The organism is Salinibacterium sp. NG22, assembly GCF_015864925.1.
GTDB lineage: Bacteria > Actinomycetota > Actinomycetes > Actinomycetales > Microbacteriaceae > Rhodoglobus.
Genome location: NZ_JADYWG010000003.1, coordinates 53,933 through 74,850, shown reverse-complemented (window position 1 = coordinate 74,850; position 20,918 = coordinate 53,933). Strand labels below are relative to the sequence as shown.

Genomic DNA, 20,918 nt, shown 5'->3' with positions numbered 1-20,918 from the left:
CTATGAATCGGTAACGAGTGGGCGGAGAGTCGCTCTCTAACCCGTCGCCGAGTTCCTGCGGCGTGAGGGCACCGGCTAACGCGCGATGCACGCCCCGCTAGAAACGGTGCTCGTCAGGTCTGCAGCGTTGTCTACTACCGGTTGAACGGCATCCAGCGTGAGAGCGTAACCGACGTTATTTTGTTCGGTGCTGCTGCCGAAAATGGTGCCGACGAACTCTCCATCGAGAGTGAGAAGCGGGCCGCCTGAATTGCCAGGATTTACCTGACCGGCGAGGGTGTAAACCTCCCGCGGCGCAGCTCCATCCCCATAGATATCGGGACTTTCAAACGTGCTGATGTGCTGCACGAGAGCGGCATGGGTGCTGAACGGACCGCCGTAGGGGTAGCCCTGGATCGCCGTGCTCGTTCCGGGGCGAGCGGTGACGCCGAGGCGCAATGGATCGAGGCTCAATCCGGGAACGGCGAGTACAGCGAGGTCGTTGACGGAGTCGAAGTACACGATGGTGCTAGGCAACACTTGACCGTTCAGCGCCTCCACGACGGGGTCTGTAGTGCCCGAGATCACGTGCGCGTTTGTCATCACACGCTCAGGGGCGATGACAAACCCGCTGCCGGTTTGACCCTGACCGCAGGCGTATGCGTTTCCGGTAATCCGTACGACCGATTGTGCAGCGGCCGCCAGTGCTGGACTGTCGGAGTCAATCGTCGGGATCAGAGCATTGGGGTCGCCGAGAGGGGAGCCGAGCAGGGGCAGAGCTTGTTCGGTGAGCACGGTTCGCCAGCGGGCGATGCTCGCTTCGACGACATCGGGGGTGATGTCCTGAATCGTTCGGATGACCGCAGAGGAGGCAATGGTGCGCGAGAGAACCGGCAGCCCGAGTTGGGCAGCGCTGAAGCTCACTGTCGAGATCACGAGGGCCGCAACGACGCCGATCACCAGGCCACCAACCGCGCGGTTGGCTCCACGCAAGGCGCTGGTCTGGATTTCTACGTGGATTGCTTTGCCCGCAGCAACTCCCACAGCGTGGCCAAGGGCAACAAGCCCGATGGCAACAGAGATCGCAACTATCGCCCGCAGCTGGGGGAGAGCGACGAGCTGGGATGCTGCCGGGGCGAGCATCGTGGCAAAAAAGATGCCGACACCAACGCCTGCGATCACAAAGATGCCGCGAGTGAGTCCGATGACAAGGCCGTAGATGACATACCCCAGCAGAACTACTACGAGGAGTAGATCGAGCAAGGGCGCCACGTTCATGGACTCAGCCTAAACTGCGTCGGCGCGTGACGTGTCGAGTTGGGCGAAAGCGAGACGCCAGATATTCTCTGACAGAACGATGTTGGGGGATCCGGTGAGCGAGTCAGCACACGAAGACCAGGCTCCGGCGACCCCAACGCTCGATCGCGGCTTTGGCGCTGCGATGGCTGCATGTCTCCGAGCGCAAGCTGATCATGAACCACGCACCTGGTTTCGGGCCCTTCGCGGAACGAGCCCGTTGTCTCCGGAAGCGAAGGATCTGTACCAGCACGGAGTCGGCGAGTTGGAGTCGGCAGTGGCGCTCGCCGCGCTGGGATCCGATTGGATGGTCGCGCACTCCGATGACGATCACGATCAGAGCGTGGGCGCCGACCACCTAGTGTTAGGCCCGGCCGGTGCCTTTATCGTGTGCAGCCGACGGCATCCGGGGGACAGAATTGTCACTGCGGGACGCATGATTTTGGTGAATGGTCACCGTGCCGCCTACGTGCGCGATGCAACAACTCGTGCGGTGCAATTGTCGGAAGAGTTTGTGCAACGGGGCGCGGCCGACGTCGCTGTGCGGCCGATCGTGGCGCTCACCGGCGCATCCGATCTCATCCGTGGCCGGTCGAAAGCACCGGTACCCGTGCTTGCTCTCGGCGAGCTGGCCGGCTGGTTGATCCGCCATGAAGCGGTGTATTCGCGTGCTCAAGTCGCGGCTCTCGTGCCGGTGGCTGGCCGCCTCGCCGGCTGGCAGGTTCGCCCTGCCGTCACAGGTGCGAGCGTGCGACTCACGGCACGATTCGAACGATTGCGAACAGAAGTGGATGCCGCCCGCCGGCGCTCGCGGCTGTGGATCGTCTTCGGGGCAGCGGTTGCCCTCGCGGCTACCGTCACAATGCTGGCGTTCGCGATTCCCGCTGTCTTTGCGCTCTTCTCGGGATAGTTCTGCCGGAGCATCCATTCTGCTAAGCTTTCAAGGTTGCCGTCTAACGGCCGCGGATAAAGAGAGCTCGCGCATTCAGCTATGAGCACCGCGCAACGACTAGAGAGGGGATTACCTAATGGCACTTGAAGCAAGTATCAAGAAGGCGATCATCGAAGAATACGCAACCCACCCAGGTGACACGGGATCCCCCGAGGTCCAGATCGCGATGATGACTCGTCGCATCCTCGACCTCACGGAGCACCTCAAGATGCACAAGCACGACCACCACTCACGTCGTGGACTGCTTCTTCTTGTTGGTCAGCGTCGCCGTCTGCTGGGTTACCTGCAGAACGTTGACATCACGCGTTACCGTACGCTGATCGAGAAGCTGGGACTGCGTCGCTAGTCGATTCGTCACACTTGCCAAAGGCCGTCATCGCAATGCGATGGCGGCCTTTGTTGTTTCCTGCAGAGGCAGTGCGGTCCGACGAATGAGCTGCACTGCGTAGCGGCTGGACCCCGTGCGAGTTTCGCCAGTAATGAGCTGCACCGTTTAAACGGAATGGGGTCGGGCGAACCGTGCGGTTAGCCCGACCCCATTCGGTCGAGAGTGCTCCCTAGACGGTGGTGGCTGTGGCGCTTTCTGCGTCGGTCTTGGGCTTGCGCGGCAGCGTCAGCAGGGTGGTGAGGCTCACGGCGATCATGAGGATCGCGCCGATCGCGACGAGCGAGAAAACGCCCGCAGCGGGAAGCACGAACATGGCAACACCAGCGGCCATCGAGACGATTCCACTAACCCAGCCAAACCAGCGGGGGTGGATGGTGCCGCGAACGCCGCCGACGAGGTCAACGATCCCTTCGAGAATCCAACCGATTCCGATGACGAGCGCGAGTGCGATGAGTGACTGGAAGGGGTTGGCAAGGCACAGGATGCCAGCAATGACGACGAGGAGTCCCAGGAGGCCGGTCGTCCAGCGCATCGGGGAGTCGAGGTTGTTGGCAACGAAGGCTGCGGTGACGCGGTACATGCCGGAGGCAATGAGGTAGATACCGAAGAGCACCGCGATGGTGAGCAACGTGGCGCCGGGGAACAGCAGGCCGATCACTCCCAGGACGAGTCCGATGACGGCGACCGCCATGAGTTGACCACGGTGCACGCGCAGCAAGCCGGGAAGAAGATCATTCACCGAAGTGGTTGGCGGTGTCGTGCTGTCAGACGAGCTCATGAGGGTCCTTATCCAGAGTTGTCAAGTGGTGCCTTACTCTCTCATTCTCCCAGTTCGATTGCCCCGGTGTGCAACTGCGACGCACCCATTAGGCTCGAACCATGTCGCGTCGTGTTACTTATTCTCAGCTCGGTGGGCCTGAAGTGCTCACGATTTCCGAAGTCTCTGAACCTCATGTGGGCGAAGGTGAGGTGCGAGTGCGGGTGAAGTTCGCCGGCATCAATCCCTTTGACTCGAAGGTTTTCAGGGGTGCAGCAACGGCTGCTCCTCAAGATGTGCAGTTTCCGAGTGGCAACGGCAACGATTTTGCCGGTGTCGTTGACGAGATTGGCGCTGGAGTTGATCGATGGGCCGTCGGGGATGACGTTCTCGGTGGCAAGGGCTTCAGCGGTCAAGCTGATTTCGTTGTCGTTCCCGCCGACAAGCTCGTCCGAAAGCCCAGCGATCTCAGTTGGGAACAGGCCGGTGGCCTCGACATTGTCGGGCGCACCGCGTGGGCGAGTGTCGAAGCAATCGATCTGACACCCGCCGATACCGTCTTGGTGAGCGCAGCAGCGGGCGGTGTCGGCGTTATTGCCGCTCAGCTTGCCATGCTCAAGGGCGCGAAAGTCATTGGCTCCGCCAGCGAATCGAACCACGAGTTCTTGCGTTCCCTCGGCATCCATCCGGTTCGTTACGGCGAGGGCATGGTCGAACGGATTCTGGAGATTAGTCCCGAGGGCATCACCGCGGCTCTCGACAACAACGGCCGCGAAACTGTGGATGCTGCGCTTGCGCTTGGCGCACCAGCTCACCGCATTAACACGATCGCCGACTACGCCGCCATTTCCGAATACGGCACATCGGGTATCGGTGCCGCCGGTGCGACCCCCGACGACCTCGCGGCGCTCGCCGCGCTGGTTGCTGACGGCTCCGTGCAGGTGCCGATTGATTCAATCTTCCCGTTTGAGCAGGTTTCTGAGGCCTACACGAAGCTCCTCGAGGGTCACTCCCGCGGAAAGATCGTTCTCGCGCTCTAGCGCACCACCTGGCCTAGCCCCGTCCCTGCGCAGAGAGCGACAACCACTATTTTCCAGCTCCTCACCACCGGCATCATTGCGGGCATCGCCGGTTTCGCTTCGTCGTTCACCCTCGTTGTTGCTGGGCTCCAGGCGGTCGGCGCTAGTGACGCGCAAGCGGCATCCGGTCTACTGATTCTGACCGTGATGATGGGGCTTGTCACGATCGGTTTGGCCTGGCGGTACCGGATGCCGATCACTGTGGCGTGGTCGACTCCGGGAGCAGCGTTGCTGATCGTCGCGGCGCAGGGCGATGTCGAGTTTCAGGCGGCTGTTGGCGCGTTCATTGTGTGTGGGGTGCTCATCATGGTGTGTGGCCTCGTGCCGGCACTGGGCCGCCTCATCACTCGCATTCCGCAGCCGATCGCGAGTGCGATGCTCGCGGGTATCCTGTTTCCCATTTGTCTTGCTCCGATCACGGCTTCGGTTGACTACCCGTTGCTGGGGCTACCGATGGTCGTGGTGTGGCTGATCCTGTTGAGGGTGGCGCCGCGCTGGGCTGTGCCCGGCGCGCTGGTGGCGGCGATTGTCGCGATTGCGCTCACGACCGAGGGCAGTTTATTGGGGGATGCCGCCGTCGTGCCGCAGCTCACTCCCGTCGTTCCGATTTTTGATCCGATTCTGATCGTGAGCCTCGGCATTCCACTGTTTATCGTGACGATGGCGGGTCAGAATGTGCCTGGCTTCACGGTGATGCGCACCTACGGCTACGCGGTGCCCGCGGGGCCCGCGCTCACCGTCACGGGCGCAGCATCAGCGGCGAGTGCGTTCTTTGGAGGCCACGCTCTCAATTTGGCTGCCATCACGGCAGCGCTCACGGCAAGCGAGGAGGCGCACGATGACCCGAAGCGGCGGTGGATCGCATCGGTGTCCGCTGGGGCAACCTACGTCGTGATCGGGCTGGCCGCTGGCTTCGCCACAGCGCTCGTCTCGGTAGCGCCTCCGATCGTCGTTGTTGCCATTGCGGGGCTAGCGGTAATCGGTGCTCTCATCACATCGGTGCGCACGGCTCTGGATGCTCCCGAGCACCGCATCGCGGCCATAGCGACCTTTCTCGTCGCCGCGTCGGGCATCACCGTGATCGGAATCGGCTCCGCGTTCTGGGCGCTCATCGTAGGAGCGGTCATCATGGCGTGGCTCGGTTGGCGCCGAAAAGCTGCTCCGGCAGCCACGCCCGCTGGCCCAGAATCAACTCCGGAGGGCGCCGAGAGGACCGCCCCAGAAAAGAAACGTTAAAGTTTTTTGAGATTGCTGCATCCAAAACAGGGGTTCAGCCGGAAGTACTCCATGTAAGGCGATTTACGCCCGACCATGAGAGGACAAGAACAGTGCGAAACAAAATTTTTGCCGGTGTAGCCGCCGGAGCGATTGCCGCCGTAGGAGTCGCTATCCCCGCCAATGCCATCTCGGACACCACTGCTGACCTGTATGTTCTGCACGCTGTGCCGGGACTCACCGTAGACGTCTACGTCAACGGTGAGCTCACCCTCGACGATTTCGAGCCCGGTGACCTCGCAGGCCCCCTCGACCTCCCTGCCGACACGTACACGGTCGCCATCACCGCTTCTGATGCTGCCGACGACTCGGAGCCCGCTATCGGCCCCATCGACCTCACGCTCGAAGCCAACACGAGCTACACCGCTGTTGCTCACCTCGATGAATCAGGTGACCCCACGGCCAGCCTCTTCACCAACGACCTCAGCACTGTTGCTGCGGGTGAAGGCCGCTTGACCGTTCGCCACACTGCTGCAGCCCCTGCTGTCGACGTGCTCGCCAACGATGCAGTCGCCTTCGACAACCTCAGCAACCCCGACGAAGTGAAGGCTGACCTCGCGGTCGGAACCATCTCCGCCGCTGTCGCGCTCACCGGAACCACTGACCCCGTCATTGGCCCGGCCGACGTCGAAATCGCCGAAGGTGTCAACACGATCGTGTACGCCTGGGGCAGCGCCGCAGACGACAACCTCACCCTCGCCGTGCAGACCATCGACGGTCTCCACTCGAACCCCGGTGGAGTAGACGCCGGAACCGCAGGACTCGCCGCTGACAACAACAACGGCATCCTCGTCGCCGGTCTCGGTGGCCTCGCAGCACTCCTTGCTCTCGCAGGATTCGCCGCAACTCGACTCTCCGCCGCACGCGCAGCGAAGTAGTCACCAGCACAACCTCCACAGCACGATCCAGTAACACCAGCACTCACATACCCCAGCAAGGAGAACGTCATGGCCCCGAGAATCCTAGCCCTCGCGGTCATGGCGCTTCTCCTTGCTGGCTGTGCTGCAGCCCCCGCAGAATCCATCGCCCCGGTGCCGGCACCACTGCCCACGGCAGAGATCGATGTGCCCCGCCAGTCCAGCGAACTTGCGCCGGTAGAGCAGCTTGCTGCCCCGGTTCGCATTCAGATTCCCTCCGTGGGCGTGGACATCTCGATTGCTCCGGTCGGTATCCAGCCCGACGGCTTTATGGAGATCCCCGAAAACATCACCGTTGCGGGTTGGTACCAATACGGCTCGTCTCCGAGCAGCGACACAGGGTCTACTGTCATCACGGCCCATGTCGACGACTTCATTCAAGGTCTTGGACCGTTTTCGCGACTGGCATCGATGCCAGCTCAAGCGGAAATCATTGTGACAACCGACGATGGCGTCGATCACCGCTATCAACTCGAATCGGTTCAGAACATTCAGAAGGCCCAGGTCCCACTCGACCAAGTGTTCGATCGAGACGGAGCGCCACGCATCGTCCTTCTCACCTGTGGTGGACAGTTCGACGAAAATGTGCGGCAATATTCTGACAACGTTGTAGCGATCGCTAACCCGCTATGAACGACATCCTCAACCGGAGAGCAATGACGGACAACGAAGCCGCAGACGAAGCCCGCATGACGCAGGCGTTCATCGCTGGTGACGAAGCCGCACTCGCCGAGGTCTATAAACGTTGGTCGTCGCTCGTCTTCACCCTTGCTGTTCGCTCGCTCGGCGACCGTGGCGACGCGGAGGATGTGACTCAAAAGGTTTTCGTCTCGGCCTGGACCGGGCGCTCAAGTTTCAAGCCCGAACGTTCGAGCCTCTCCGCGTGGCTTGTCGGAATCACGAAGAACAAAATTGCGGACACGCATGAGGCGCGGGCTCGAATTCGTCGGCTCCAAGAAGAGTTGGCCGCCACAACATCTCGGGGAGACGCAGTCGTGGAAGACTTCGACCTAGCGGACACGCTCATGGTCGCCGACGAAATCTCTCGTCTCGAACCAGATGCTCAAGCGATCATGAGATTGGCGTTTTTCGACGATCTCACCCACAACCAAATAGCCGACCGTCTCGAACTACCTCTCGGAACGGTCAAGAGCCATATCCGGCGCAGTCTGCAACGGATGCGAACACGATTGGAGGCGACTTATGCGACACGTTGATCCAGAGATCCTGGCGCTGCTCGCCCTCGGTGAGCAAGTTGCCCTTCCTGAAGACAGTGTGCACGTCAGCGAGTGCGACCAGTGCCGCCGCGAAATCGAGGTTTTGTCCCGCGCCGCGATGGTTGGTCGCTCAACCTTCGACGCCGGTGAGTTGCTTCAGCCGCCCTCGCGCGTGTGGGAGCGCATCAGCGACGAACTGGCGCTGACAGCAGAAGACGCTAGTGCGACATCCGCCCCCGCTGTTGGCGATGCTGGCGACAGGGTGCCCAGCGATGAGCTGGCCCAGAAACGCGTCGAACGAGACGACGTCGCGGTGGACGAGTCAGCTGCAACGATTACTGCGGAGAGTGGCACAGTGCACTCGCTTGCTGAGCGTCGTCGCCGTCCGTGGATCGGCATCGTTGCTGCAGCGGCCGCCGTCGCCCTGGTGGCGAGCGCGGGAACCGCACTGTGGTCAACGTTCCGCCCGGCTGAACAGCCCACCATTCTCGCGAGCGCAACGCTCGCTGCATTTCCCGACTGGCCAGATTCCGCCGGCGAAGCAAAGCTCGAGCAACTGCCCGACGGCACGCGGGTCATTGACGTCAATTTTGATGCTCCCGCGACCGACGGCGGTTACCGCGAAGTGTGGTTGATCACGACGGATGCCACGGCTCTCGTCAGCCTCGGAATCGTCGAAGGCACGTCAGGTCAGTTCACGGTGCCCGACGGTCTCGATATCTCGAGTTATGACCTCGTGGACATCTCGGAGGAACAGTTCGACGGAAACCCGGCTCACTCCGGCGACTCCATCGTGCGAGGTCAGCTCTCCAGCGACGCGTAGCGAGCGCCGCTGAAGCGTTGGTCCGGTTCTGTTCGGCTTAGTTCGGGCTCAGCTCAGTCGAACCGAGCTGTCTCCAAGCGGTGAAGGGCAAGAGCGACAGAGAGGCGTGTGCGACCGCGCGAGGTTCGCACATCGAAGCCGAGCTTCGCGCTGAGTTCCTCCGCGCGGGACTGCACCGTCGAGTGGTGAAAGCCGAGCGTCGCGGCGGCGGCCCGCAAACTTTCACTCGCAGCGAGAGTGTCGAGCATCGGCAGGATGCGCGGAGTCTCGCGGATAACGACGCCGAGCGATTGCAGATCGCAATTTTCCGGAGCTCCGGCGGGACTGATTTCGGCGAGCAACAACAGCGAACCAAGATCGTCGCCATAAAGCACGGGCTCATGATCGGAAGTGAGGCGCAGCGCCGTGAGTGCCGATAACCAGGAACGTATGAGATCGGAAGGGGAGGCAGCGATGCCGATGCCGGCGCGCGGAGCGGCCACGGCATCCGTGCTCAGTATGATCTCGGCGCGCACAGCACCCGCGACGGTAGTGATCACGGCAGACGGCCCGGCCGCGGCGTTCGTGGTGCTCGCCGGCTGAGTGATCACGCGATAGCGGGTCGTGGCCACCAAATGGAGAGCGTGGGCTGCGGCCTGTCGGCTCTCGGCGCTCTCTGTCGAATCGAGCAGTGTTTCGACCGGGTTGTGAACGGACTCAGCAGGCCCAGTGCGTTCGAACAGGATGCCGAGGGCGAGCGCAACTCGTTCGAGAATCATGTCGTCGTTCACGTGGGCGTTTCCGTCGCGTTCGATCCATACGGTGCCGCCGCCGGTGACTGCCCGTGTTGGCCAGAACGCCGGTGTGCCCGCTTCTGGGCTGCGACGTCCGCGCTCATCAACGCGAAGGGTGAGAGCTGGCGAGGTGAACCCGGCGGGGCATCCGGCAAGCATGCTGGCGCCGCGCAAGAGAACTTCAGCGCTCGCGTGGCCTGCGGTGAGCGCGTCGAAGTACGAGATCACCCGCAGGGTTTCGCTGGCTTCGGGATCGAGTGCTTTCAAGCGCCCGGCTAGTTCTTGCATTCTCGTTCCGCCCTCTGTGGTTCGAGCCCTACTCTATTGCGGCCTGCCCAGAACGAACAGTCGCAGTCAGCGCTCGAACCGCAGGGGCACTGGTGGCGCTGGACCCTGCTGGCTCGTTACACGCCGAGCGTGCGGCGCAACCAGTTGAGGCGAGCGTCTTGAGTGGCGATAGAGAGGGCGGCGAAAGGAGCCATGGCGTCGTAACCGTGGAAGCCACCGGGCCAGACGTGCAGTTCGCAGTGGCCGCCCGATGCCCAGATGGTTGAGGCGTAGGCGACATCTTCGTCGCGGAATACTTCCGAGGTGCCCACGTCAATAAAGGCGGGCGGCAAGTTGCTGAGGTCCGTCGCGCGCGCGGGTGCCGCATAGATCGAGACGTCATCGGTCTTGCGGCGGTCTCCGAGCAGGGCATCCCAGCCGGTGTCATTGCTACCACGATCCCAGACTCCTGTGCCGTCGATCTGATAGCTCGACACCGTCTCGTTGCGGTCATCGAGCATCGGGTAGATCAGCATTTGAGCGGCAAGCGCGGGTCCCTTGCGGTCGCGCGCCAAGAGCGTCGTGCCCGCAGCAAGGCCGCCTCCAGCGCTACCACCAGCAATAACGAGCTTCGTCGCGTCGATTCCGAGCCGTGCTGCGTTCTCCGCCGTCCACACGAGAGTTGCGTAGCAGTCCTCGACCGGAGCAGGGTCAGGATGCTCGGGAGCCAACCGGTACTCGACCGACACCACAACGGCATCCAATTCTTCGACCCAGGCGAGCATTGTCTCCATGCCGCTGAAGCGGTCGCCAATGATCATCCCACCGCCGTGCGTGTGAACGATGCCTGGCCCGGCAACTGTGTGATCGTTGCGGTGGAAAATGGAGACCAGCAGGTCCCCACCGGGACCAGCGAAGGTCTCTTCGCGGTGAGTGATCGCCCGCCCTTCGAGCAAATCGGCGACGGGCGTAGCCAGCCCGGCCCGAAAAGGCTCGATCATCGCGGGAGTGAGCGTGGGCGGTAGCTGCTCGTTCACGATCAACAGCACTGCAGCCAGTTCGGCATCGAACGGGGGAGCGGAATGAACATTGTTCGTAGTCATGAGACCTCCATTGGTCTGCGTCACGCCAGTGTGACGGCCTATCTCCACGCTAGAGCGTGGCGGCTCCGCGTCAGTACCGCCAGCCATTCCACGTTCAGAGTCCCTTAACCGCCATGTGGCGGTACCGGGCCGGAATTATCGGGAAACGGCGTGGTTGAACCGGATAACTGATTCATCCAGACAGATTTTGGGAGACCGGAGCACACCATGCAGTTCGGAATTTTCACCGTGAGCGACGTCACAACTGACCCGACAAACGGCACAACGCCCAGTGAGGGCGAGCGCATCAAGGCCATCGTGACGATCGCCAGGAAGGCGGAAGAAGTCGGGCTCGATGTTTTCGCGCTGGGGGAGCACCACAACCCTCCGTTCGTCTCCTCAAGCCCCACCGCGACGCTGGCGTACATCGCGGCTCAGACCGAGAAACTCATCCTGTCGACGAGCACGACGCTCATCACGACCAACGACCCCGTGAAGATCGCGGAAGACTACGCGATGCTTCAGCACCTCTCCGACGGTCGCGCTGACCTCATGATGGGGCGCGGCAACACGGGGCCGGTGTACCCGTGGTTTGGCAAAGACATTCGCGAGGGCATCCCGCTGGCCATCGAAAACTATTCGCTGCTGCACAAGCTGTGGCGCGAAGAATTCGTCAACTGGGAGGGCAAGTACCGCACACCGCTGCAGGGCTTCCAGCCGACGCCACGGCCGCTGGATGGCGTGCCTCCCTTCGTCTGGCACGGGTCGATCCGCAGTCCCGAGATCGCTGAGCAAGCCGCGTTCTACGGCGACGGCTTCTTCGCCAACAACATCTTCTGGCCCAAAGAGCACTACATGCGCCTCGTGAGCTACTACCGTCAGCGTTTTGAGCACTACGGCCACGGCACCGCGGCCCAGGCCATCGTTGGTCTCGGTGGTCAGGCCTTCATGCGCAGCAACTCGCAGGCGGCCAAGGCAGAGTTCCGTCCCTACTTCGACAACGCTCCCGTGTATGGCCACGGGCCGTCAATGGAAGACTTCACCGACCAGACACCGCTTGCCGTTGGCAGCCCGCAAGAGGTCATCGATAAGTATGCCGGGATGCGCGAACACTTCGGCGATTACCAGCGTCAGCTGTTCCTCATGGATCACGCTGGCCTGCCGCTCAAGACAGTTCTCGAGCAGCTCGACATTCTCGGTGAAGAGGTCGTTCCCGTCCTTCGCAAGGAGTTTGCCACCAACCGTCCGGCCGAGGTTCCGGATGCCCCAACCCACGCATCTCTCGTCGCCAAGCGTGATGCGGCTCTCGCCGCCTCCGCAGCCGACGCCCCCGCGACGGTCTAGTTTCGCGGCCCGCCGCGCATCCACACCGTCAGATCCACAGAAAGAAGCTCATCATGTCCGACGTCAAGAAGATTGCCGTCATCGCCGCTGGCCTCAGCCAGCCCTCGTCAACCCGACTACTCGCCGACCGTCTCACCGAAGCAACCGTCAACAACCTGCGCGAACGTGGTGTCGATGCCGAGGTGACCGTCATCGAGTTGCGCGACCTCGCACACGACGTGACAAACAATCTGCTCACGGGCTTTCCGAGCACGAAGCTCGACGAAGCAATCGCCGCAGTTACCGGCGCTGACGGGCTCATCGCCGTCACGCCCATCTTCACCACGAGCTACAGCGGGCTGTTCAAGTCATTCATCGACGTGCTCGACCCGCAATCACTCACGGACCTGCCGGTACTACTGGGCGCGACCGGCGGTACCGATCGGCACTCACTCGCGATCGACTATGCGATGCGACCGCTATTCAGCTACCTGCACGCCGTGGCTGTACCAACCGGCGTGTATGCGGCATCTGCCGACTGGGGTAGTGGTGCCGGTAGTGCCTCGAGCACTCTTCCGGCACGAATCACTCGTGCGGCGGGAGAACTTGCGGCGCTCGCCGCGGTCTCCGATCGTTCAGACCGCGTGATTGACCCCTTTGCGCTGCCGGAGGGCTTTAGCCCTGTCGGCAGCTTCGGAGCGCAATAACAACGTGTCTGCGTTAATCCGTCGCGGTGCAGTTACCCGGTCTTGCGGCGGAAATCGCGTTTGTGGTCGGCCCGGTCGTGGGTGCCTTGGATAGCTGATTCAGCATCCAGGTGTCCCGGCCGGTCGGTCTGCTTGCCCTGCTTGCGATCAAGCGCCTCGCGGAACCTGCGCTTGTTTTCTTCGCTCGCAGAGGGTGTTTCTTCTGTGGGTTCCATACTCGTCAGCGTAGGCCACCTGCATGACAATCTGTGCCTGGTCCGTGTCGCGCACCAATCTCTGGGGCTTCACAGGCCCCCGGTGCTACGATTATGGGAGTTGTCCTGCTAGTTAGAGGGCAACGCACGGAGCAGGCTGGCAAGAAGCTGGTCACCGGTGGTAATTTTCCGAGTCGTTCGGAGGCTTTCTACTGTTGGCCAGACATGCGCCGCCACTCTAGGCATGCGCATGAACCATCGCGTCCTTCTGCCCGCTCCTGCTCCTTGACGAGTCGCACACCACACGGGTGCGCGACGTAAAACAAAGGAGAAACCCCCGCATGGAGGGTCCAGAAATCACATTCGCCGAAGCCGTTCTCGATAACGGCAAGTTCGGCAAGCGCACCGTGCGCTTCGAAACCGGTCGACTCGCTCAGCAGGCACAGGGTGCCGTCGCTGCGTACCTCGACGAAGAAACAATGATCTTGAGCGCGACCAGCGCTGGCAAGCACCCGCGCGAAGGCTTCGACTTCTTCCCACTCACTGTGGATGTTGAAGAGCGTTCCTACGCAGCGGGCAAGATCCCCGGCAGCTTCTTCCGTCGCGAGGGTCGTCCCTCCACGGAAGCGATCCTCGTCTGCCGTCTCATTGACCGTCCGATGCGTCCGACCTTCGTTGAGGGCCTCCGCAACGAAGTTCAGATCGTCATCACCGTTCTGAGCATCGCTCCGGACGAGTTCTACGACGCGCTCTCGATCAACGCCGCATCGCTCAGCACCCAGATCTCAGGACTTCCGTTCTATGGTCCGGTTGCCGGCATCCGCATGGCTCTGATCAACGACCAGTGGGTTGCCTTCCCGAAGCACAGCCAGCTTGCTGACGCTGTCTTCGACCTCACCGTTGCTGGCCGCATGGTCACCAACGACCAGGGTGAAGAAGACATCGCCATCATGATGGTTGAGGCAGAAGCTACCGAGAACAGCTGGGAGCTCATCAAGGCTGGCGCAACGAAGCCCGACGAGGCTGTTGTTGCTCAGGGCCTCGAAGCATCGAAGCCCTTCCTCAAGCAGCTCGTCAAGGCTCAGCTCGAGGTTGCCAACAAGGCTGCCAAGCCTGTTGCCGAGTTCCAGCTCTTCCCGCCGTACTCCGACCAGGCGTACAACGCGGTCAGCGAAATCGCTGAAGCTGAGCTTCGCGACGTGTACAAGATCGCTGACAAGATCGAGCGCCAGACCGCTGACGACGAGCTCAAGGCTCGCGTCAAGGCTGAGGTTCAGTCCAAGGTTGACGCTGAAGAACTCAGCGAAGACGTACTCGGCATGGTTGGCGGAGCGTACAAGGCCGTCAGCAAGAAGGTTATGCGTACCCGCGTACTCACCGAGGGCATCCGTATCGACGGCCGTGGCTTGAGCGACATTCGTGCGCTCGATGCTGAGGTCGAGGTCATTCCTCGCGTTCACGGTTCGGCAATCTTCCAGCGCGGCGAGACTCAGATCCTGGGTGTCACCACGCTGAACATGCTCAAGATGGAGCAGCAGATTGACTCACTGGCACCAGTGACCAAGAAGCGCTACATGCACCACTACAACTTCCCGCCCTACTCGACTGGTGAGACCGGTCGCGTTGGTAGCCCGAAGCGTCGCGAGATCGGGCACGGCTTCCTTGCCGAGCGCGCTATCGCACCGGTGCTTCCTGCTCGTGAAGACTTCCCTTACGCGATCCGCCAGGTATCCGAGGCTCTCGGCTCCAACGGTTCGACGTCGATGGGTTCTGTTTGTGCGTCGACTCTGTCGCTGCTGAACGCTGGTGTGCCGCTGCGCGCACCCGTCGCCGGTATCGCCATGGGCCTGATCTCGGATGAAGTTGATGGCGTTACGCGCTACGCAGCTCTCACCGACATCCTCGGTGCTGAAGACGCACTCGGTGACATGGACTTCAAGGTTGCCGGTACGAGCGAATTCATCACCGCTATCCAGCTCGACACCAAGCTCGCTGGTTTGCCTTCGTCGGTTCTCGACGGAGCGCTCAAGCAGGCTAAGGAAGCGCGTACCGCGATTCTTTCGGTGATCAACGCTGCAATCGACGCTCCCGACGAGATGGCCCCCACGGCGCCTCGCGTGATCTCGGTTCAGATTCCGATCGACAAGATCGGTGAGCTGATTGGCCCTAAGGGCAAGAACATCAACCAGATCCAGGATGACACCGGAGCCGACATCTCGATTGAGGATGACGGAACCGTCTACATCGGCGCTGTCGATGGTCCTTCTGCCGAGGCTGCACGCGCGGCGGTCAACGCCATCGCGAACCCGCTCAACCCTGAGGTTGGCGAACGCTTCTTGGGTACGGTCGTCAAGATCGCTACCTTCGGTGCATTCGTATCGCTCACCCCGGGCAAGGACGGACTGCTGCACATCTCTGAGGTTCGCAAGCTTGCCGGTGGCAAGCGTGTTGAGAACGTCGAAGACGTTCTCGGAGTCGGCCAGAAGATTCAGGTTGAGATCACGAAGATTGATGACCGTGGCAAGCTCTCGCTTGCTCCCGTCTTGGAAGAGACTGAAGCAGAAGCAGCGGCTCCCGCTGACGAAAGCTAAGTCCCGCTAGACGTACATCACACAGCGCCCCTTCTCGACGAGAAGGGGCGCTGTGTCGTTAACGGTGAGTCTCGCCGCCGCGATCGTGCACCGCCGAAAAATTGTCTGATCGGAATGCAGGCAAGACAGGGGTAGTCACCCTTGTCTGCCCTTCGTTGGGGTGCCGCTTCGGGGGGGCGATCACGCTATTGTGTGGGAGTGACCCGAATCACTACACCTCTTGATGCCTTCATGAGCGACATGTTCATTTGGCTAGAGACCGCATGGTATTTGTGGGTGGCCCTCGGCATTGTTGTTTTCGTCGTGGTCGTTTGCGTGGTTGTTGCGAAGATGCGCAGCCGAGGCTACGAACGCGTTCCGCATTACTACCGCCGCAACACCTAACTCAGAGACTTTCGCGTTCTCTCGATTGCCCGTATTTCCGATACGGGATGTTTGTCGTGCCTGCACTGGCTGCTGCGCGCTTCAGGCGCTAGCTATCCTCTAGGTACTCGAGACGCCAATCAGTTGCGCGCGCGCGACGATGAAGTCGCGCAGTGCGAAGCCGAGCATGGCCGGGGTGCTTCCTTCTGGCACGTCGAGACGTTCGACGTTGAGGGCGCTCACGGTAAAGACGTAGCGGTGCGGCCCATGGTCGGCCGGAGGGGCCGCTCCCTGAAACGAGGTGAGCCGCAGTTCGTTGGGAAGGGTGATCGCGCCATGGGGCATGAGCTGGGCATCCGGATTGCCGGCGTCTTGGGGCAACGACTCAACGGAGGCCGGGATGTTGTAGACGGCCCAGTGCCACCAGCCGCTGCCGGTGGGGGCGTCGGGGTCGAAGACCGTCAGTGCGAAGCTCTTGGTGCCGGAGGGGAAACCGTGCCAATGCAGTGTGGGGGAGCGATCTTCGCCGCCGGCGTTCGCAATCCCTGAACGGGCCCACTGGGGGAGTGTGCCACCCTCTTCGAAATCGGGACTCTCGAGTTCAAAGGTGGGTACTGCGGGCAGTTTCCAATTGGGGTCATTCACGGTGACGGTCCTCTCGATAGCAAAAACGGCGCTGTGGCCAGTATGGCGAGAATGATGCGCAGACGACACTTTCGAGGGGTGTGTGACGCGAAAATGACGGTTTTCGACACGGACTAATAACGATCTGTCTGTCCTCCCGCCATTCACTCCCATGGCGACATATTCTTACCAAAAGCCTTGTGGGAGGCCGTTATGACGCAAGTGCACCCGACGCAATCACTGACGGGTTCCACTCGCGCGCGTCCAGTAACCGGGCAGCATTTCTCTACCCGCGTCATCGGGTCGTCTGACCTCCGTGTCTTCCCTCTTGCGCTCAGTGGAAACATCTTCGGCTGGACCGCAGATGATGCCGCGACCGCCTCGATTCTCAATGCTTTTGCCGACGGCGGAGGCAACTTCATCGACACCGCAGACTCCTACGCGTCTGGCCGCAGCGAGCTCATGATCGGAAAGTGGATGCGCGTCCGCCGCAACCGCGATCAGATTGTGGTCGCAACCAAGGTCGGGAAGAGTCGCGACAACCCAGGCATGGAAGCTGACGCCATCAAGCGCTCAGTGGATGCTTCGCTTGCGCGATTGGGAACATCCCACATTGATCTTTTGTACTTGCACGTCGACGACGAGAGTGTCGACTTCGATGAGACGCTGCTCGCCGTTGACGAACTGATTGGTGAGGGCAAGGTTCGCTACTTCGGTGGTTCCGATCACACGGGCAACCGACTCATTCAGGCGCGCATTGCCTGCGGCCAGATGGGGGTTGCGCCCATGGTCGCGGTACAGGCGCACTACAATCTTCTTCACCGTCACGAGTACGAAACGGGGCTCGCGCATGTGGCAGCGATTCAGGGGCTTGGCGTGATGCCCCGATTCGCGCTCGCCAGTGGATTCTTAAGCGGCAAGTATCGGCAGCGTGCCGATCTTGCGCTCAACTCGCGCGGCCACGATGCGGCACAGTACTTGCGTCGCCGTGGCATCAAAATTCTGAATGCTCTCGACGGAGTCGCCGAAGAGCAAGATGAGAGTGTCGCGACGATCGCTCTGGCCTGGCTCTTAAACAAGCCTGGCGTTGTAGCGCCGGTGGTCAGCGCTAGCCGTGCCGAACAGGTCCCCGAGCTGATTGCAGCGGCGCGGGTGCAATTGACGCGGCATCAGTCAGCGGAGCTTGACCGCGTTTCTCACTACTAACGCGTGTCAGGAACAAGCGCGCGACGGTGACGAGCACGCTCTGCCCCAGACGCCGTCGTGCCGCTATCGCCGTCGTGCCGCTATCGCCGTCATACGGCTGACGCCTTCATGCGACGGGCGCCTTCGCGTAACTAGCGAGCTCAGGAGACCAGTGCGCCTCTGTGGGTGCGGGACTGGCTGGCTAGACCTTGACGGCGTCAGAGAGCACGCGCTTGATGACGCGAGCCATTGCGGCGCCGGCGGCGATAGTGTCGCCAGCGTAGCCACCGGCGAGGGCGCCATCCTTGGCGAGCATGAGCTCGTCAGCGGCGTCGCCGGCAAAGGGGTGCTCTGCGGCGCGCATAAGTTCGTACAGCGACTCGTTGTACCAGTCGCGGTGATCAGCGATCAGCAGGCGAACCGGGTGGGTGGGGTCGGGGAATTCCGCGACAACGTTGAGGAACGGGCATCCGCGGAAGTCGGGCTTAGTGAGTTCGGCGGCGACTGACTCCAGGAGGCCAAGAACGGCGTCGTGCGGTGAGGCGGCATTGTCGATGATCGACTGAACTTCGGCCTCAACGGCGGCACGGCGGCTCTTGACGTACTCAAGGATGAGGTTGTCTTTTGAGCGGTAGTGCTTATAGAAGGTTGCCTTGGTCACGCTCGACTGGGCGATGATGCGGTCTACACCGACGTTCAGAATGCCGTCTTGGTAGAAGAGGGTGTTGGCCGTCTCTAAGATGCGGCCTTTGGCCGGAGCGCGCTGCGCGGTCTCTGGTGTCTCAAATACCATCGCAGCGCACTCCTTCCGTGGAGGTTCGGATCAGGAACTGTCCCCACTATGTGCATCGCTAGATTCGGGTCCAAGCGATGCGGTTTGTTTCATAACCCGGATTCGGGTCTGGGTTATGTGGTTTACATCAACCGGTTCGGGTCCGGATGATGGGTTGTCGGCTTCGGGTGCCTACAAAGAACATTAGCATATGAGGACATACAGACAAGTCTGTCTGTCCCCTTTTTTACACCCCAATTTGGGGGACGGAATCCGACCACATTTGAGCCGCTGACTCAGGAGAGACACAAATGACGTAGGCTCAGTGGTGATGAGCGACGCTGTAATTCTTCCTCTTGACCTTCCCGAACTGTCGTTCACCGCAACAGGTGACAGTCTCGTTCGTAGAACTGTTTTGCCGAGCGGTGTGCGCATTCTGAGCGAGCAAGTACCCGGAGCGCGCAGCGCCACTGTGGGCTACTGGGTCGCTGCGGGCTCCCGTGACGAGCATCCTGAGACGTTCGGCGCCACCCACTTCCTTGAACACCTCTTGTTCAAAGGCACAGCCTCTCGCTCGGCGCTCGACATTGCCGTGAGCTTCGACGCTGTCGGCGGCGAGCACAACGCGATGACGGCCAAGGAATACACCTGCTACTACGCCAAGGTGCAAGACATCGACCTTCCGATGGCTATCGACGTCATTGGCGACATGCTCACCTCAAGCCTCATCGATCCCACCGAGTTCGCTAATGAGCGCGGCGTCATCCTTGAGGAACTGGCGATGGCCGACGACGATCCCACGGATGTTGCCAGCGAGCGCTACTTTGAGGCCGTCTTCGGCGCGCATCCGCTCGGCCGTCCTATTGGGGGAAGCCCTGAGACGATCAATGCGATCTCGCGCGATGCCGTCTGGGATCACTACCAAGCCAACTACCGCCCGCAAGACCTCGTTATTACGGTCGCGGGGGCTGTTGACCACGATGAACTTGTCGCCGCTATTACGTCGTGCCTCGTGGCGGCAGGCTGGGACCTCTCGACAGAAGCGGCCCCGGTGGCCCGTCGCGACCTTCCGGGTAGCGCCCTTTCCCCGGTGCTGACCCCTGGCCAGCGACTGCACGTCACGCATCGTCCGATCGAGCAGGCCAACATCATCGCCGGTGTCGAAGGCCTCTCGGCGACCGATAGTCGTCGCGCAACGCTCACGGTGTTGAACTCGATCCTGGGCAGCGGCATGTCATCGCGACTCTTCCAAGAGGTGCGCGAAAAGCGCGGGCTTGCCTACTCCGTCTACTCCTTCTCGCCCAGCTACTCCGACGCAGGCGTTTTTGGCATCTACGCCGGATGCTCGCCCGAGAAAGTAACCCAGGTCACTGACCTGATGCTCGAAGAGTTTCATAAGCTCGGCACCGCCCACGTCACCGACGAAGAGATCAGCCGCGCGATTGGCCAGCTGCGAGGAGGGTCAGCGCTCGCGCTCGAAGACTCCGATTCCCGCATGTCACGCCTCGGCCGCAGCGAGCTCACTCTCGGTGAGTTCGTCGACCTCGACGCCTCCATTGCCCGCATCTCGGCAGTCACTGCCGACGACATCCAAGAACTTGCTCACGAACTCTCGTCGCGCCCCCTCTCTATTGCAGCGGTTGGGGCCGTCAACGAAGAGATGTTCTCAGGGCTTGCTCTCGGCAGCGTTGCCCAGAGCTAGATCAGCAAAGGAATGATGATGGCGCATTACCTGTATCTCGTACGGCACGGAGAGCAGCAGGACGCAGAGCACGGGTTGCCAGACGGACCGTTGTCGGGCAAAGGTGTTCGGCAGGCCCAAGCGATCTCCGAACGACTGAGCGGGGTTCCCTTTACGCGCGCGTTCCATTCGCCGCTGCAGCGTGCCGAGGAGACGGCAGCGATTATGACCGAGCGGATGCCCGCCCTCGAGTCTCAGCCGACGACGCTGCTCATGGACTGCATCCCCAGCGGACCCACTCACGATATGCCCGCAGCCTTTGAGCCCTTCTTTGGTTCCGTGACGGCTGAAGAGATCGACGCTGGTCAGGCGCAGATGGAAGACGCCGTCAACGAGTTTTTGACTCCGGCGCGCGAAGACCGTCATGACCTTCTGATTACCCACAACTTTGTGATTTCGTGGTTCGTGCGCGAAGTGCTCGGCGGGGATCAGTGGCGCTGGCTCGGCCTCAATCAAGCCAATTGCGGACTGACGATCATCCGTGTGCGCAGTGCTAAGCCACCCGTGCTCGTCACGCACAATGACCTCGGCCACTTGCCGGCTGAGCTTCGCACCGGGTTGCCCACGGAACAGCCCTACTAGACAGCCCTACTAGACAGCTCTGCTCCGCAAG

General features: G+C 61.5%; 22 protein-coding genes. 15 read left to right on the top strand and 7 right to left on the bottom strand.

From position 1 onward, the window contains the following. Window positions 1-75 precede the first annotated feature (75 nt). On the bottom strand, window positions 76-1,257 hold the full coding sequence (locus tag I6E81_RS13375; protein ID WP_197108799.1) for a MarP family serine protease: 1,182 nt from the start codon (window positions 1,255-1,257) through the stop codon (window positions 76-78). A gap of 94 nt (window positions 1,258-1,351) precedes the next feature. On the opposite strand from I6E81_RS13375, the gene I6E81_RS13370 reads away from it, so the two are divergent. Both I6E81_RS13370 and rpsO read left to right on the top strand, forming a co-directional pair. After that, the gene (locus I6E81_RS13370; RefSeq protein ID WP_197108791.1) at window positions 1,352-2,185 is read left to right on the top strand and encodes a hypothetical protein; all 834 of its coding nucleotides are present in this window, start codon (window positions 1,352-1,354) and stop codon (window positions 2,183-2,185) included. A 118-nt stretch (window positions 2,186-2,303) separates the two neighbouring features. Then, on the top strand, window positions 2,304-2,573 hold the full coding sequence (rpsO, locus tag I6E81_RS13365) for a 30S ribosomal protein S15 (protein WP_009771894.1): 270 nt from the start codon (window positions 2,304-2,306) through the stop codon (window positions 2,571-2,573). A gap of 211 nt (window positions 2,574-2,784) precedes the next feature. Here the strand turns inward: rpsO and I6E81_RS13360 are convergent, their stop codons facing one another. After that, complete coding sequence (locus I6E81_RS13360; RefSeq protein ID WP_197108789.1) at window positions 2,785-3,393, bottom strand: HdeD family acid-resistance protein; 609 nt, start codon at window positions 3,391-3,393, stop codon at window positions 2,785-2,787. Between the two features lie 101 nt (window positions 3,394-3,494). Here I6E81_RS13360 and I6E81_RS13355 point away from each other — a divergent pair, with 101 nt between their 5' ends. The 6 genes from I6E81_RS13355 (at window position 3,495) to I6E81_RS13330 (ending at window position 8,683) form a co-directional block, all read left to right on the top strand. Beyond that, complete coding sequence (locus tag I6E81_RS13355) at window positions 3,495-4,412, top strand: NADP-dependent oxidoreductase (protein WP_197108787.1); 918 nt, start codon at window positions 3,495-3,497, stop codon at window positions 4,410-4,412. 48 nt (window positions 4,413-4,460) lie between these two features. Next, window positions 4,461-5,687 (top strand): benzoate/H(+) symporter BenE family transporter, encoded by a 1,227-nt coding sequence (locus tag I6E81_RS13350; RefSeq protein WP_197108919.1) that lies wholly within the window; start codon window positions 4,461-4,463, stop codon window positions 5,685-5,687. Window positions 5,688-5,779: 92 nt separating this feature from the next. Continuing rightward, on the top strand, window positions 5,780-6,604 hold the full coding sequence (locus tag I6E81_RS13345) for a DUF4397 domain-containing protein (RefSeq protein ID WP_197108785.1): 825 nt from the start codon (window positions 5,780-5,782) through the stop codon (window positions 6,602-6,604). A 69-nt stretch (window positions 6,605-6,673) separates the two neighbouring features. Next, complete coding sequence (locus I6E81_RS13340; RefSeq protein WP_197108783.1) at window positions 6,674-7,276, top strand: class F sortase; 603 nt, start codon at window positions 6,674-6,676, stop codon at window positions 7,274-7,276. A 23-nt stretch (window positions 7,277-7,299) separates the two neighbouring features. Beyond that, the gene (locus I6E81_RS13335) at window positions 7,300-7,860 is read left to right on the top strand and encodes an RNA polymerase sigma factor (RefSeq protein ID WP_197108782.1); all 561 of its coding nucleotides are present in this window, start codon (window positions 7,300-7,302) and stop codon (window positions 7,858-7,860) included. Next, window positions 7,847-8,683: an anti-sigma factor gene (locus I6E81_RS13330; protein WP_197108780.1), complete on the top strand. Its 837-nt coding sequence runs from the start codon at window positions 7,847-7,849 to the stop codon at window positions 8,681-8,683. Before I6E81_RS13335 ends, I6E81_RS13330 begins: the two co-directional genes overlap by 14 nt. Before the next feature lie 53 nt (window positions 8,684-8,736). On the opposite strand, the gene I6E81_RS13325 is transcribed toward I6E81_RS13330, so the two are convergent. After that, on the bottom strand, window positions 8,737-9,744 hold the full coding sequence (locus tag I6E81_RS13325; RefSeq protein ID WP_197108778.1) for a helix-turn-helix domain-containing protein: 1,008 nt from the start codon (window positions 9,742-9,744) through the stop codon (window positions 8,737-8,739). A 116-nt stretch (window positions 9,745-9,860) separates the two neighbouring features. Beyond that, entirely contained in the window at window positions 9,861-10,826 is a 966-nt protein-coding gene (locus tag I6E81_RS13320; protein ID WP_197108776.1) for an alpha/beta hydrolase, read from the bottom strand. A 207-nt stretch (window positions 10,827-11,033) separates the two neighbouring features. Between I6E81_RS13320 and I6E81_RS13315 the strand changes: the two genes are divergently transcribed. Both I6E81_RS13315 and I6E81_RS13310 read left to right on the top strand, forming a co-directional pair. Continuing rightward, window positions 11,034-12,149 carry an LLM class flavin-dependent oxidoreductase gene (locus I6E81_RS13315; RefSeq protein WP_197108774.1) on the top strand — a complete coding sequence of 372 codons (1,116 nt, stop codon included), beginning with the start codon at window positions 11,034-11,036 and terminating at the stop codon, window positions 12,147-12,149. Between the two features lie 53 nt (window positions 12,150-12,202). Continuing rightward, a complete protein-coding gene (locus I6E81_RS13310; RefSeq protein ID WP_197108773.1) occupies window positions 12,203-12,835 on the top strand; it encodes an FMN reductase in 633 nt (210 codons plus the stop codon). Between the two features lie 32 nt (window positions 12,836-12,867). On the opposite strand, the gene I6E81_RS13305 is transcribed toward I6E81_RS13310, so the two are convergent. Continuing rightward, window positions 12,868-13,050, bottom strand: a complete 183-nt coding sequence (locus I6E81_RS13305) for a DUF5302 domain-containing protein (RefSeq protein WP_197108771.1) — start codon at window positions 13,048-13,050, stop codon at window positions 12,868-12,870. Window positions 13,051-13,370: 320 nt separating this feature from the next. Between I6E81_RS13305 and I6E81_RS13300 the strand changes: the two genes are divergently transcribed. Further along, window positions 13,371-15,620, top strand: a complete 2,250-nt coding sequence (locus tag I6E81_RS13300) for a polyribonucleotide nucleotidyltransferase (protein WP_197108769.1) — start codon at window positions 13,371-13,373, stop codon at window positions 15,618-15,620. 198 nt (window positions 15,621-15,818) lie between these two features. Further along, window positions 15,819-16,004, top strand: coding sequence for a hypothetical protein (locus tag I6E81_RS13295; protein WP_197108761.1), 186 nt, complete (start codon window positions 15,819-15,821; stop codon window positions 16,002-16,004). 99 nt (window positions 16,005-16,103) lie between these two features. Here I6E81_RS13295 and I6E81_RS13290 read toward each other — a convergent pair whose 3' ends face one another. After that, the gene (locus I6E81_RS13290) at window positions 16,104-16,628 is read right to left on the bottom strand and encodes a YbhB/YbcL family Raf kinase inhibitor-like protein (protein WP_307784171.1); all 525 of its coding nucleotides are present in this window, start codon (window positions 16,626-16,628) and stop codon (window positions 16,104-16,106) included. 192 nt (window positions 16,629-16,820) lie between these two features. On the opposite strand from I6E81_RS13290, the gene I6E81_RS13285 reads away from it, so the two are divergent. Next, on the top strand, window positions 16,821-17,813 hold the full coding sequence (locus tag I6E81_RS13285; protein WP_197108749.1) for an aldo/keto reductase: 993 nt from the start codon (window positions 16,821-16,823) through the stop codon (window positions 17,811-17,813). A 181-nt stretch (window positions 17,814-17,994) separates the two neighbouring features. On the opposite strand, the gene I6E81_RS13280 is transcribed toward I6E81_RS13285, so the two are convergent. After that, the gene (locus I6E81_RS13280) at window positions 17,995-18,585 is read right to left on the bottom strand and encodes a TetR/AcrR family transcriptional regulator (RefSeq protein ID WP_197108740.1); all 591 of its coding nucleotides are present in this window, start codon (window positions 18,583-18,585) and stop codon (window positions 17,995-17,997) included. A 310-nt stretch (window positions 18,586-18,895) separates the two neighbouring features. On the opposite strand from I6E81_RS13280, the gene I6E81_RS13275 reads away from it, so the two are divergent. Together I6E81_RS13275 and I6E81_RS13270 are read left to right on the top strand one after the other, a co-directional pair. After that, complete coding sequence (locus I6E81_RS13275; protein ID WP_197108737.1) at window positions 18,896-20,266, top strand: pitrilysin family protein; 1,371 nt, start codon at window positions 18,896-18,898, stop codon at window positions 20,264-20,266. Window positions 20,267-20,284: 18 nt separating this feature from the next. After that, window positions 20,285-20,887, top strand: coding sequence for a histidine phosphatase family protein (locus I6E81_RS13270; RefSeq protein WP_197108911.1), 603 nt, complete (start codon window positions 20,285-20,287; stop codon window positions 20,885-20,887). Window positions 20,888-20,918 lie beyond the last annotated feature (31 nt).

Coding starts and splice junctions, on each gene's coding strand:
- I6E81_RS13375 (WP_197108799.1), bottom strand. CDS start 1,257: ATGAACGTGGCGCCCTTGCTCGATCTACTCCTCGTAGTAGTTCTGCTG.
- rpsO (WP_009771894.1), top strand. CDS start 2,304: ATGGCACTTGAAGCAAGTATCAAGAAGGCGATCATCGAAGAATACGCA.
- I6E81_RS13360 (WP_197108789.1), bottom strand. CDS start 3,393: ATGAGCTCGTCTGACAGCACGACACCGCCAACCACTTCGGTGAATGAT.
- I6E81_RS13355 (WP_197108787.1), top strand. CDS start 3,495: ATGTCGCGTCGTGTTACTTATTCTCAGCTCGGTGGGCCTGAAGTGCTC.
- I6E81_RS13340 (WP_197108783.1), top strand. CDS start 6,674: ATGGCCCCGAGAATCCTAGCCCTCGCGGTCATGGCGCTTCTCCTTGCT.
- I6E81_RS13335 (WP_197108782.1), top strand. CDS start 7,300: ATGACGGACAACGAAGCCGCAGACGAAGCCCGCATGACGCAGGCGTTC.
- I6E81_RS13330 (WP_197108780.1), top strand. CDS start 7,847: ATGCGACACGTTGATCCAGAGATCCTGGCGCTGCTCGCCCTCGGTGAG.
- I6E81_RS13325 (WP_197108778.1), bottom strand. CDS start 9,744: ATGCAAGAACTAGCCGGGCGCTTGAAAGCACTCGATCCCGAAGCCAGC.
- I6E81_RS13320 (WP_197108776.1), bottom strand. CDS start 10,826: ATGACTACGAACAATGTTCATTCCGCTCCCCCGTTCGATGCCGAACTG.
- I6E81_RS13315 (WP_197108774.1), top strand. CDS start 11,034: ATGCAGTTCGGAATTTTCACCGTGAGCGACGTCACAACTGACCCGACA.
- I6E81_RS13310 (WP_197108773.1), top strand. CDS start 12,203: ATGTCCGACGTCAAGAAGATTGCCGTCATCGCCGCTGGCCTCAGCCAG.
- I6E81_RS13305 (WP_197108771.1), bottom strand. CDS start 13,050: ATGGAACCCACAGAAGAAACACCCTCTGCGAGCGAAGAAAACAAGCGC.
- I6E81_RS13300 (WP_197108769.1), top strand. CDS start 13,371: ATGGAGGGTCCAGAAATCACATTCGCCGAAGCCGTTCTCGATAACGGC.
- I6E81_RS13285 (WP_197108749.1), top strand. CDS start 16,821: ATGACGCAAGTGCACCCGACGCAATCACTGACGGGTTCCACTCGCGCG.
- I6E81_RS13280 (WP_197108740.1), bottom strand. CDS start 18,585: ATGGTATTTGAGACACCAGAGACCGCGCAGCGCGCTCCGGCCAAAGGC.
- I6E81_RS13275 (WP_197108737.1), top strand. CDS start 18,896: ATGAGCGACGCTGTAATTCTTCCTCTTGACCTTCCCGAACTGTCGTTC.
- I6E81_RS13270 (WP_197108911.1), top strand. CDS start 20,285: ATGGCGCATTACCTGTATCTCGTACGGCACGGAGAGCAGCAGGACGCA.